The organism is Pseudomonas brassicacearum subsp. neoaurantiaca (assembly GCF_013608025.1).
Lineage (GTDB): Bacteria > Pseudomonadota > Gammaproteobacteria > Pseudomonadales > Pseudomonadaceae > Aquipseudomonas.
Window position 1 is genome coordinate 38,710 of record NZ_VDLV01000006.1, and the last position, 13,619, is coordinate 52,328.

At 63.4% G+C, this 13,619-nt stretch carries 5 protein-coding genes; 2 read left to right on the forward strand and 3 right to left on the reverse strand.

Annotation, left to right across the window (positions count from 1 at the left end; genetic code table 11):
- Positions 1-710 precede the first annotated feature (710 nt).
- Positions 711-3,347 (forward strand): excinuclease ABC subunit UvrA, encoded by a 2,637-nt coding sequence (locus FHK92_RS04620; RefSeq protein ID WP_181287032.1) that lies wholly within the window; start codon positions 711-713, stop codon positions 3,345-3,347.
- Between the two features lie 183 nt (positions 3,348-3,530).
- Here the strand turns inward: FHK92_RS04620 and hemN are convergent, their stop codons facing one another.
- The 3 genes from hemN to FHK92_RS04635 all read right to left on the reverse strand — a co-directional run bounded on the left by hemN (position 3,531) and on the right by FHK92_RS04635 (position 6,812).
- Positions 3,531-4,919, reverse strand: coding sequence for an oxygen-independent coproporphyrinogen III oxidase (gene hemN, locus FHK92_RS04625; RefSeq protein WP_181287033.1), 1,389 nt, complete (start codon positions 4,917-4,919; stop codon positions 3,531-3,533).
- Positions 4,916-6,283: a coproporphyrinogen III oxidase gene (locus tag FHK92_RS04630; RefSeq protein ID WP_181287034.1), complete on the reverse strand. Its 1,368-nt coding sequence runs from the start codon at positions 6,281-6,283 to the stop codon at positions 4,916-4,918. The genes hemN and FHK92_RS04630 overlap by 4 nt, the downstream gene beginning before the upstream one ends.
- Before the next feature lie 85 nt (positions 6,284-6,368).
- The gene (locus FHK92_RS04635; RefSeq protein ID WP_181287035.1) at positions 6,369-6,812 is read right to left on the reverse strand and encodes a CopD family copper resistance protein; all 444 of its coding nucleotides are present in this window, start codon (positions 6,810-6,812) and stop codon (positions 6,369-6,371) included.
- 425 nt (positions 6,813-7,237) lie between these two features.
- Between FHK92_RS04635 and FHK92_RS04640 the strand changes: the two genes are divergently transcribed.
- Complete coding sequence (locus FHK92_RS04640) at positions 7,238-12,850, forward strand: putative Ig domain-containing protein (RefSeq protein ID WP_181287036.1); 5,613 nt, start codon at positions 7,238-7,240, stop codon at positions 12,848-12,850.
- Positions 12,851-13,619 lie beyond the last annotated feature (769 nt).

Genomic DNA, 13,619 nt, shown 5'->3' on the forward strand with positions numbered 1-13,619 from the left:
AGCTGTTCCAGGGGCTGCTGCGCAGCCCAGCGGGAGCAAGCTCCCTCGCCACGGGATTTGCGTCGGCCTTGTGTCCAAAGCCAATCGAAACACTTGTGGCGAGGGGATTCATCCCCGCTGGGTTGCGCAGCGACCCCAAAAAGGCCAAACGCAATTAACCTGATCCACCTCGGCGCCTGTTCCAGGGGCTGCTGCGCAGCCCAGCGGGGATGAATCCCCTCGCCACAAGGGCAGCGTTGATAACCCTTTTTCCTAGCCACCCCAATCCCCGTGGCGAGGGAGCTTGCTCCCGCTGGGTTGCGAAGCGACCCCAAAGGCCTGGACGCAATCAACCTGACACACCTCAGCAGCTGTTCCAGGGCCTGCTGCGCAGCCCAGCGGGGATGAATCCCCTCGCCACAAGGGCAGCGTTGATGACCCTTTTTCCCAGCCACCCCAATCCCCGTGGCGAGGGAGCTTGCTCCCGCTGGGTTGCGAAGCGACCCCAAAAAGGCCAAACGCAATTACCTGACACACCTCAGCAGCTATTCCAGGGGCTGCTGCGCAGCCCAGCGGGAGCAAGCTCCCTCGCCACGGGATTTGCGTCGGCCTTGTGTCACGCCCGAATTTTTTTCGCACGCAAACGGTCAAACCCGGTCGCATAATGTTCAGCGCTATGATGCAGTCCGCTCCCACCGCCGTACCGCCCCGACAGCCACAAGGAATCCCCGATGCCTCCACGCTTCACCCCTGCTTGCGCCGCTGGCACCGGTTTCGTCCGGGTGCGCGGTGCCCGCGAGCACAACCTCAAGAACGTCGATGTCGACATCCCTCGCGATGCCCTGGTGGTGTTCACCGGTGTGTCGGGGTCCGGCAAATCCTCCCTGGCCTTCTCTACCCTTTACGCCGAAGCCCAGCGTCGCTACTTCGAGTCGGTCGCGCCTTACGCGCGGCGGCTGATCGATCAGGTGGGCGTGCCGGACGTGGACAGCATCGAAGGCCTGCCGCCAGCGGTCGCCTTGCAGCAACAACGCGGCACGCCGAGCGCGCGGTCCTCGGTGGGCAGCGTCACCACGTTGTCGAGCCTGATCCGCATGCTCTACTCCCGCGCCGGTAGCTACCCGGCTGACCAGCCGATGCTCTATGCCGAGGATTTCTCGCCCAACACGCCCCAAGGCGCCTGCCCGCAATGCCACGGCTTGGGCCGAGTCCATGAAGTGACCGAAGCCACCATGGTGCCCGACCCTTCGCTGACCATCCGCGAACGCGCCGTGGCCGCCTGGCCCATGGCGTGGCAGGGCCAGAATCTGCGGGACATCCTCGTGACCCTCGGCTATGACGTCGACATTCCCTGGCGCGACCTGCCGAAGAAGCAACGCGACTGGATCCTCTTCACCGAAGAGACTCCCACTGTCCCGGTGTACGCCGGGCTCACCCCGGCCCAGACCCGCGAAGCCCTCAAGCGCAAGCTCGAACCCAGCTACCAGGGCACCTTCAGCGGCGCCCGGCGCTACCTGCTGCACACCTTCATGCACTCGCAAAGCGCGCAGATGCGCAAGCGCGTGGCCCAATACATGCGCGCCAGCCCCTGCGCCGTTTGCGACGGCAAGCGCCTCAAGCGCGAGGCGCTGACCGTTACCTTCGCCGGATTGGACATCGCCGAGCTGTCCAACCTGTCGTTGCTGGAACTGGCCGACGTGCTCAAGACCGTCGCGGCGCCCGATTATCTGGCACAACCCGAAGAGCCCGGCGATGTGCTCAGCCACCGCCAGACCCGCGAAGCCCGCGAGCAACGCGCGGCCAGGGGCGACAACGCACACGCCGGCGGGCCCGACGCGCGCCACACGCACAATCTGTCGCTGGAGAAGCGCCTGGCCGCCCAACGCATTGCCGCCGAACTGCTCGATCGCATCGTCACGCTGATTGACCTCGGCCTCGGCTACCTCGCCCTGGAACGCAGCACGCCGACGCTGTCCTCCGGCGAGCTGCAACGCCTGCGCCTGGCGACCCAGCTCAACTCGCAATTATTCGGCGTGATCTACGTGCTGGACGAACCCTCCGCCGGTTTACACCCGGCCGACAGCGAAGCCCTTTTCGGCGCCCTGCAACGCCTGAAGGCGGCGGGCAATTCGGTGTTCGTGGTCGAGCACGACCTGGACACCATGCGCCGCGCCGACTGGCTCATTGATGTCGGCCCCGACGCGGGCGAGCAAGGCGGCCGGATTCTGTACAGCGGTCCACCCGAAGGCCTTGGGCAAGTGGCCGAGTCCAAGACCCGCGGCTATCTGTTCGCCGAAGACCACGTCACCGCGCGAACCCCACGCACCCCCAAGGATTGGCTGCGCCTGGAAGGCATCACCCGCAACAACCTCGATAACCTGAGCGCGGCGTTTCCCCTGGGCTGCTTCGCGGCGGTGACCGGCATTTCCGGCTCGGGCAAGTCGAGCCTGGTCAGCCAGGCCTTGCTGGATCTGGTCGGCGCTCACCTGGGCCAGGCCAACGCCACCGCCGAGGTCGAAGAACAAAGCCTGGAGGACGAACCGGTGCAGGCCAGCGGTGGCCAAGTCAGCGCCGGGCTCGAGGGCATCAAGCGACTGGTCCAAGTCGATCAGAAACCCATCGGCCGCACCCCGCGCTCCAACCTCGCCACCTACACCGGACTGTTCGACCACGTGCGCAAGCTCTTCGCCGCAACCGAACAGGCACAGGCGTTGGGATACGACGCTGGGCGGTTTTCCTTTAACGTCGCCAAGGGCCGTTGTGAAACCTGCGAAGGCGAAGGCTTCGTCAGCGTGGAATTGCTGTTCATGCCCAGCGTCTATGCCCCCTGCCCGACCTGCCACGGCGCCCGCTACAACCCGCAGACCCTGGAAGTGCGCTGGCAAGGCCTGGACATCGCCCAGGTGCTGCGACTGACGGTGAACCAGGCTCTGGAAGTCTTTGCCGAACAAGCGGCAGCCAAGCGCTCGCTACAAGTGCTGCAGGACATCGGCCTGGGCTACCTGCGCCTCGGCCAACCGGCCACCGAACTGTCCGGCGGCGAGGCCCAGCGGATCAAGCTGGCAACGGAACTGCAACGCAAGGCCCGCGGCGCGACGCTATACGTGCTGGACGAGCCCACCAATGGCCTGCACCCCCAGGACGTGGATCGCTTGCTGGTGCAGCTCAATCGCCTGGTGGACGAAGGCCATACCGTGGTGGTGGTGGAACATGACATGCGGGTGGTGGCGCAGAGCGATTGGGTCATCGACATCGGCCCCGGGGCCGGGACGCAGGGTGGGAAGGTCGTGGTGAGTGGCGTGCCGGAGGTTGTCGCGGGTTGCGGAGAGAGCCGTACTGCGCCGTTTCTGAAAAAAGCGTTGAACTGAACAATCTTTATTGGAGAAACAGAACCCTGTGGCGAGGGAGCTTGCTCCCGCTGGGCTACGAAGTAGCCCCAAGGAAGTTGGCCGCGATCCAAATGACACACCGCGGTGGCTGGTTTTGGGGCTGCTGCGCACCCCAGCGGGAGCAAGCTCCCTCGCCACAAAAAGCGAACCCGTTACATACCATCAAACCGTACGCGAATACTGCACCGTCTGCTCTCCCGCCAGGTACGCGTCGAAGGCCATGGCCACGTTGCGCATCATCAGTTGCCCTTGGGGCAGCAAGACCAACCCATCGTCGCGAATGTCCAGCAGCCCATCACCCACCAGTTCCTGGAGCCGGTCCAGCGCCTCGTCGAAGTAATCGGCAAAACGAATGCCGTGGGCGGCCTCGATCCGGCCAAAATCGATCCGGCCGTGGCACATCAGTTCGCTGATCACTTCGCGGCGCAAGCGGTCGTCATCGCTCAAGCGATAGCCGCGCTGGACCGGCAGCATGCCTTGATCCAAGCGCGCGTAATACTGCGAAAGCTCTTTGACGTTCTGGTTGTAGCTGTCGCCGACCTTACCGATCGAGGACACGCCCAGGCCGATCAAATCGCAATCGGCGTGGGTGGAATAGCCCTGGAAATTACGTTGCAACGTCCCCTCGGCACGGGCGCGCACCAGTTCGTCATCAGGCAGCGCGAAATGGTCCATGCCGATGTACACGTAGCCGGCCTCGGTCAGGCGATTGATGGTCAGTTCCAGCAACTCCAGCTTGCGCTCCGGTGGCGGCATGTCTTCGGGGCGGATCATCCGTTGCGCCCTCACCCGCTGCGGCAGGTGCGCGTAGCTGTACGCCGCGATCCGGTCAGGACGCAGGGCGATGATCTTGTCCAGGGTGACGTCGAAACTGGCGATGGTCTGCAACGGCAGGCCATAGATCAGATCGACGCTGACCGACTTGAACCGCGCCCGCCGCGCGGCCGCCACCAGCTCGGCGACTTGCGCTTCGCTTTGTATCCGATTGACGGCCGCCTGCACTTGCGCATCGAAATCCTGGATGCCGAAACTCAGGCGATTGAATCCCAACTGACGCAAGCCCTGGACCTGCTCGGCATCGATGGTGCGTGGATCAACTTCGATGGAGAACTCGTGGGCGTCACTGTCGTCCATGTCGAAAGATTGGTGCAGGCAGTCCATCAGCTCGGCCAGTTGCTCGTGGGTCAGGTAGGTCGGCGTACCGCCGCCCAGGTGCAATTGGGTCAGTTTGCGCGAGCGGTCGAACAAGGTGGCCTGTAAGGCAATTTCACGCTTGAGGTAGGTCAGGTACTCGGCGGCGCGGTGGGTCTTGCGGGTGATGATCTTGTTGCAGGCGCAGTAATAACAAAGGCTCTGGCAGAACGGGATATGGATGTACACCGACAACGGCTTGGGCACCAGGACCTGGTTGCTGCGCTCGGCGGCGTGGCGATATTCGTCCACGGCGAACGCCGGATGGAACTGCGGCGCGGTGGGGTACGACGTGTAGCGCGGCCCCGGGCGATCGTATTTTTCGACCAGGGCGCGATTGAAAGCGGAGGCAGCGTTCATGAAGGGTTCAACTTCTCAAAAGAGTTATGGCCTGCGTTATCCAGTGCGGGGTCGAACAGGTTGCAGATCGCGTCCACGCTCAGGCGCCCGGCGGGCAGGATGCCGATGAAACGGCTCGACAGCTCGATCAATCCCTGAGCGTGCAACTGCTCCAACTGTGGCCAGATGGCCGCGAAATGTTCGCGAAACACCAGGCCGAAACGCGACTCGACGGCGGGAATATCCAGCTCCAGGTCGCAGGACAACTGTTCGGTGACGGTCGCCCGGATCTGGTCCTGCGCTTCGCAACGCCAGCCACGACACACCGGCAACTGCCCGGCGTCGAGCTGCTGGCAGTACCGCAGCAGGTCATCGGTGTTCTGCACATAAAGCTGTTCGATCTGGGTGATGGCCGCCAAGCCGAGGCCGACGTGGTCACAGCAACCATGCCGGGTAAATCCCTGGCAGTTGCGATGCAGTCGGCCGTGCTCCTGGGCCACGGCCAGGTCGTCGTCAGCCCGGACAAACTGACCCAGGCCGATGTAGTGATAACCCGCCGCGACCAGCTGTTCGCAGCAAGCGCGACGCATCGCGTCTTTGTCGGCCTCGCTGCAAAAGGCCCCGGCGCCTCCGGCGTTCTTCGAACGATAGCGATAAGGCGCGCGGGCATAATCGAAAACGTGCAGGCGATCCGGCTCCAGCTCGATCAAGGTCGCCAGTTTCTGGGCGAAACTCCGGGGCGTCTGCCAAGCGTGGCCGTAGCCTAGGTCAATGTTGATGGAGCGAAAACCAAAGGTCCGCGCCGCATCGATCAGCGAATGGATCGGCGCCGGGTTCTGGTAGCAATCGACCGACAGCTCGCTGTCGACACCGATGTCGGGCACGCCGATGCTGACATGGGTGAAGCCTTGGTCGCGGATCAGGCCCATGGTCGACCAGTCGGTATGGTGCAGGTCGACCTCGATGCTGTGGTCGCCGCTTTCGCAGAAATCGAAGCGTTTGCGCAGGTCGCTCATCAACCGTTGCAGATGGGTAATCACCGGGGTTCCGCCGGTCAGGCAAAACTGCTCGACCCGTCGCCCGCTGCCGAGGTGGCAGGCGACCAGGCCCAGTTCGTAGGTCAGGCGTTGCAGGTAGCCGTCGATTTCGCCGCACTGGCACACGCTGGCCAGGGGTGAGCACGAGGCCAGCCGCAAGCGCGATGGCAGGTGCACCGTCAGCGACAGCGGACGGCGTTTCTGCCGGCTGGCGCGCAAGCCCCTGAGCAAGTCGAGCGAGCCGATGCCGCCGTGGAACTTGCGTGTACCGACCGGACAATCGAAGTCCGCCACCGCAGGGGCTCGCCCCGAGGGACGGTCACCGGGGGAATGGAACAGGTCGAACATGACAATCTCCGAGTGGCTCGCACGGCAACAGTGTCGGGCTTATCCCGTGCGGGCACCTTGACCTGCATCAAGCGTCCCGCAGCCGCTACCAGCTCAGGTAGAACATGCCTTTGGCCAAGAGCACGATCGCGACCATGTGCAGGAACACGCTGGTATGAATGAACTGGACGTAGCGCGCGTTCATGCGCCCGCTTCGAAACAGCCACATGGCCCAGAGAAAATGCCCCAACACGCTGACGGCGAGCAGGATCTTGAGCCCCAGCAACATGCCGAACGACGATTGCAGTGGCGCCGCCAGAACCGGCCGATAGCGCAGCCAGACCATGGCGATGCCTGCGCCAAACAACACCAGCAACACCCACGGCATCAGTTGCCGGGCACGCCGGCTGATGCCCTGTTCCAGCAGCACCATCACTTTGTTGGGCAACTGCTTGCGGATGTTTTCCAGGAACAGCACCTCGAAAAACACCGTGCCGATGAAGACCAGCGCGGCGAACAGATGCAGGGTCAGGAATAGCGGATAAGTCATGGCAGCCCTTCTTCGGCGGGGCGAATGGTTGATTCGAGGGTATCGCGCAGGGCTGGCGGCGGGGTTGATGCCAATCAAGGAAAAGCCAGACCACTGCATTCCCGTGAGAAACCACCACAGCTCTGTGAGAACCACCGCAACCCTGTGGGAGCGAGCTTGCTCGCGATAGCGTCGGATCAGTTACATCAAAGTGCCCGATACACCGCTATCGCGAGCAAGCTCGCTCCCACAGGGTTTCCATGTTTGCCCAGGAAAGCGTCAAGGAAATGTTACACATCTGAAATCCCGCATAACCGTTTATCAGTTTTTTGACACTTCCCCGATACGCGGTCACAACTTTTTCACTCCGTTGGGTCATAACTCCGTGGTCGCCGATGGAATATTGGCATCCAACGAGGTTTTTAGCCTGATACGGAGATAAGTCCATGATTTTCAACGTACAAGATTTTGGCGCCAAAGGAGATGGCGTTACTGACGACACGGCGGCCATTCAAAGTGCGATCGATGCGGCGGCAGCCGCGGGCGGTGGGCAGGTCTACATGCCCACCGGTACGTACATCGTTTCGGGGGGCGTGGAACCGTCCGATGGCTGCTTGATGCTCAAGAGCAACGTCTACCTGTACGGCGACGGCATGGGCGACACCACGGTCAAGCTGGCCGATGGTTCCGACACCAAGATCACCGGCATCATCCGTTCGGCCTATGGCGAGGAAACCCACGATTTCGGCGTCAGCAACCTCACCATCGACGGCAACCGCGACGCCACCACCGGCAAGGTGGACGGCTGGTTCAACGGCTACATCCCCGGCGAAGAAGGCTATGACTCCAACGTCACCCTCGACAGCGTCGAGATCAAGGATTGCTCCGGGTACGGTTTCGACCCCCACGAGCAGACCGTCAACATGGTCATCAAGAACAGTGTGTCCCACGGCAACGGCCTGGATGGTTTCGTCGCCGACTTCCTCAGCGACAGTACCTTCGAAAACAACATTGCCTACGACAACGACCGCCACGGTTTCAACGTCGTCACCAGCACCCACGATTTCACCCTGACCAATAACGTTGCCTACGGCAACGGTGGCAACGGCATCGTGGTGCAGCGCGGCAGCGAGAACATTCCCTCGCCCAGCAACATCACCATCACCGGCGGCGAGGTGTACGGCAACGGCGCTGAAGGCGTATTGATCAAGCTGTCCAGCGAAGTCACCGTCACCGGCGTCGACATCCACGACAACACCAGCGCCGGCATCCGCATCTACGGCAGCAACCACGTCGACATCATCGACAACACGCTCAACAACAACGCCCTGGGCAGCGCGGTGCCGGAGATCATCATCCAGTCCTACGACGACACCCTCGGCGTGTCCGGCAAGTACTTCAACGGCAGCGACAACCTGATCCAGGGCAACGTGATCAGCGGCAGCAACCTGTCCACCTACGGCGTCGCCGAGCGCAACGAAGACGGCACCGATCGCAACGCCATCATCGCCAACACGATCAGCCACACCAGCAAGGGCGCCACGCTGCTCTACGGTGACGGCAGCTACGTCAGCGCCACGGTGCCGATGACCACTGTGCAAGGCACGGCGGGCAACGACATTCTCACCGGCACCAGCGCCAGCGAAATCTTCTACGGCGCGGCCGGCAACGACACCATCAACGCCGCTGCCGGGGCCGACGTCCTGGTGGGCGGCGCGGGGGTCGACAAACTGACCGGCGGAACCGGTGCCGATACGTTCCGCTTCGCCAGCCAATCCGACAGTTACCGCAACGCCACGGCGAGTTTCGACGACACCATCACCGACTTCGACGTGACGCAGGACAAAATCGACCTCGCTGGCCTCGGCTTCACCGGCCTGGGCAACGGCCGGGGCGGCACCCTGCAGATCAGCTACAGCGCCAGCAACGACCGCACCTACATCAAGGACTACGACGCCGATGCCAGCGGCAATCGCTTCGAACTGATTCTCTCGGGCAACCTGGCAAGCACCCTGACGGCCAGCAACTTCATCTTCAACCGGGTCATCACCGGCACCGCCGGCAGCGACTCGTTGCTTGGCAGCGATGCCGCCGACACCCTGCTCGGCCTGGCCGGCAACGACAGCCTCAGCGGCGGCGCGGGTGACGACAAGCTCGACGGCGGCGCCGGCATGGACACCCTCACGGGCGGCGCCGGGGCGGACACCTTTGTGTTCTCCAACCGGCTGGACAGCTACCGCAACTACAACACCGGCGGCGCCAACCTCGGTGACCTTATCACCGACTTCGACATTGCCGCCGACAAGATCGACCTTTCCGCCATGGGCTTCACCGGGCTGGGCGATGGCAAGAACAACACCGTCTACCTGGTCCTCAACAGCGCCGGCACCAAGACCTACATCAAGTCGCTGGAGGCGGATGCCAATGGCAACCGCTTCGAGGTGGCGCTGGACGGCAACTACCTCGACAAACTGACCAACGCCAACTTCGTCTTCGCCACGTCTTCACCGGTCAACCAGGCCCCCGTGGTGGCGACGCCGCTGCTGGACCAGAACGCCACCGAGAAGACCCCCTTCAGCTATGTAGTGCCGGCCACCGCCTTCACCGATCCGGACAACGACAGCCTCAGCTACACCGCCAAGCTGGCCGATGGCAGCGCCCTACCCAGTTGGCTGACGTTCAACGCCGCCACGCGCACGTTCAGCGGCACGCCGCCGGACACCGCGTCGGGCACCTACTCGATCCAGGTCACCGCAACCGATGGCAGCAACGCCACCGTCAGCGACAGCTTCACCCTCGCCGTGCAGGACGTGCCCACCTCGGTGATCATCAACGGCACGCCAAACAACGACACCTTGACCGGCACCACGGCCAACGAGCAGATCTTCGGCGGCGCGGGCAACGACACGCTCAACGGCGCCGCCGGCAACGACATCCTGGTGGGCGGCACCGGCGTCGACAAGCTCACCGGCGGCACGGGCGCCGACGTGTTCCGCTACACCTCCAAGCTCGACAGCTATCGCACCGGCTCCACCAGTGCCAGTGACCAGATCCTCGATTTCGACGTGGCCGCCGACAAGATCGACGTCGCGGCCCTGGGCTATACCGGCCTGGGCAACGGGCTCAACGGCACCCTGCAGGTCACGTACAGTTCGTCGACCAACCGCACCTACCTCAAGGACCTCACGGTCGATGCCAACGGCAACCGCTTCGAAATCTCGATGGCCGGCAACTTTGTCAGCAGCCTGACGGCCAATCACTTCGTCTTCGCCGACCAGAACACCCCGACCAACGTGGCGCCGGTGGTGGTCATCCCGTTGCTGGACCAGAACGCCAGTGAAAGCACGCCGTTCAAATACACCGTGGCCAGCAACAGCTTCAGCGACGCCAACCAAGATGTGCTGACCTACACCGCGACCCTCGCCAACGGCAGCGCCCTGCCCTCGTGGCTGACGTTCAACGCCACCAACCTGACCTTCAGCGGCACCCCAACCAACACCGCCGCCGGCAATTACGACGTGCTGGTCAAGGCCACCGACCCTTCGGGCGCCTCGGTGAGTGACAGTTTCGCCCTGACGGTGGCCGATTCCCCCGCCAACACCATCACCGGCACCGCCAATGCCGAAACCCTCAACGGCACGGCCGGCGCAGATTTGATCCTCGGCCTGGGCGGCAGCGACACCATCAAGGCCGGCACGGGCGCGGACATCATCGACGGCGGTGCCGGACGCGACTCGCTGTATGGCGGCGACGGTGCCGACACGTTCCGCTACAGCAACCTGTCCGACAGCTACCGCGACTACGACACCGGCGGCGTCACGGCCACGGACACGATCTACGACTTCACCGTCGGCGTGGACAAGATCGACGTGTCCGCGCTGGGCTTTACCGGCCTCGGCGATGGCAGCAACGGCACGCTCTACATGACCCTGAACGCCGCTGGCGACAAGACCTACGTGAAGTCGAGCGAGGCCGACGCCGATGGCAATCGTTTCGAGATCGCGCTGAACGGCAACTACCTCAACACCCTCACCGCCAGTGACTTCGTCTTTGGCGAACGCGCCCAGCAGGACATCCTTTATTTGCCCACGCTCGGCCAATCCAACGCTCGCCTGTTGCGCATGACCGAAGACGACGATCAATCCGGCACCTCAATGCTGGTCAACGACCTGGACAAGTACACCACCTATGACGTTCGCAGCCAGTTCACCGATGCCGACGGCAACGGGATCGACATCGCGGTGGGTGGCAGCACGGTCAACGGCTTGTCGACGCTGGGCGCCGAGGAGCTGAAATTGTGCTGGTGGCTGACCGACACCAACCAACCCGGGCCAGCGTTGTTGCGGGCCGTGACGTTGCTGCGCGACCAGCTCACCGAACTGAAGGCCATCGACAACGTGACCATGGGCATCATCTGGGGCCAGGGCGAGGAAGCCGCCCAGGAAATCGCCAGGGCCACCGACAAGGCAGCGGCCGCAGCAGCGTATAAGGCGGCGACGCTGAAGGTCTTCGATTACCTGCACGCCCAGTTCGGCAATTTCACCGTGTACATGATGGAGACCGGTCACTACGAGCAGGACGCGGCGCGAGCCCGTGGCTATTCGGAAGACAAGATCGCCGCCATCGTCGACGGGGTCGGCTATGTCCGCGCCACCCAGGAAGCCATCGCCGCCGAGCGCGCCGATGTGAAACTCGCGGTGGACTACACCGACCTGCCCTTGCGCTATGAAGTCGACCCGCTGGTATATCCCGATGACGTCTGGCATCTGCACGAAGAGTCGGCGGAAATCGTCGGCCAGCGCCTGGCGGATTACATCGCCGATGACCTCGGTTTCCATGGCAACCCCAACGACAACAACAGCGTGCAGGACATTTTCGACGGCGCGCAGAACGAGGGCGGGAAAATCTTCGGTACCGACCAGGACGATACGCTGGTGGGCAGCGCCGGTAACGACACGCTGGACGGCGACTTGGGCGCCGACACCTTGACCGGTGGCGATGGCAACGACATCTACATCGTCGACAACGCGTTCGACAGCGTGGTGGAAACCAACACCTCGACCTCGCAGATCGATACGGTGCAAGCGTCGGTGAGTTGGACCCTGGGCGCCAACCTGGAAAACCTGGTGCTGACCGGCGTGTCGGACATCGACGGCACCGGCAACGAGCGGCGCAACTTCATCACCGGCAACGTCGCCAACAACGTGCTCGATGGCGCCGCAGGGGCCGACAGCATGAGCGGTGGCGATGGCAACGACACGTACTACGTCGACAACGCCAGCGATACGGTGATCGAGACCAGCAGCAACCCGGTGTCCGGCGGCATCGACAGCGTCCACAGCAGCCTGGCGACCTACACGTTGGGCACCAACGTCGAGAACCTGTATATCGACAGTGCTGGCGACGCCAACGGGATCGGTAACGCGCTGGACAACACGCTGTTCGCCGGTGCCGGGAACAACATCCTCGACGGGCGCGATGGCAACGACACGGTGTCGTTCGAGCGGGCCCTGTCTGGGGTGACGGTGAATCTGTCGACGTCTGCGCAGCAGAACACCGTGGGTTCGGGGCTCGACACTTTGAAGTTCATCGAGAACCTGACGGGCAGCGCCTACGCTGACACCCTGTCGGGCAACAGCGCCGGGAACATCCTCAATGGTGGCGCGGGCAACGACACCTTGGTGGGCGGCTCGGGCGATGACCGGCTGATCGGCGGCGCGGGCACCGACAATCTCACGGGTGGCACGGGCGCGGACACCTATGCGTTTGGCGCGCTGTCGGACATGGGCGTCGGCGTGGCGCGGGATGTGATCAACGGGTTCAAGACCACCGAGCTGGACAAGCTGGACCTCACCGGCCTCGACGCCAACCCGCTGACCGCGACCCATGATGCGTTCACCTTCATCGGCAGCAACGCCTTCGACACCACCAACGCCACCGGCCAACTGCGGTTTGTCGACGGCATCCTCTACGGCAGTACCAACGCCGACGCCACCGCCGAGTTCGAACTCGCCCTGGTGGGCGTCAAGGAGCTGCATGCCAGCGACTTCACTGCCTGATAGAGTTTGGGGACCGCTTCGCAGCCCAGCGGGAGCAAGCTCCCTCGCCACGGTGGGTCATGCAGCCGTCAATCCGTGGCGAGGGGATTTATTCCCGCTGGGCTGCGCAGTAACCCAAAAGACCTATCGGGATCAGCCTGACACACCGCAGTGACTGGTTTGGGGGCCGCTTCGCAGCCCAGCGGGGATGAATCCCCTCGCCACAAAAAGCTGTCTGCCATTTATAACTGATACTCCGATGCTGTCGTGGCGAGGGGATTTATCCCCGCTGGGCTGCGCAGCAGACCCAAAAAGACCTATCGGGATTAGCCTGACACACCGCAGTGATTGGTTTGGGGGCTGCTTCGCAGCCCGGCGGGAGCGAGCTCCCTCGCCACGGTGGGTCATGCCGCCCGCAATCCGTGGCGAGGGGATTTATCCCCGCTGGGCTGCGCAGCAGACCCCAAAAGACCTATCGGGACCAGCCTGACACACCGCAGTGACTGGTTAGGGGGCCGCTTCGCAGCCCAGCGGGAGCAAGCTCCCTCGCCACGGTGGGTCATGCCGCCCGCAATCCGTGGCGAGGGGATTTATCCCCGCTGGGCTGCGCAGCAGACCCAAAAGACCTATCGGGATCAGCCTGACACACCGCAGTGACTGGCTTGGGGGCTGCTTCGCAGCCCAGCGGGAGCAAGCTCCCTCGCCACAAAAACCTGTACTGCCACTTGTAACTGATACTCCGATGCTGTCGTGGCGAGGGGATTTATCCCCGCTGGGCTGCGCAGCAGAC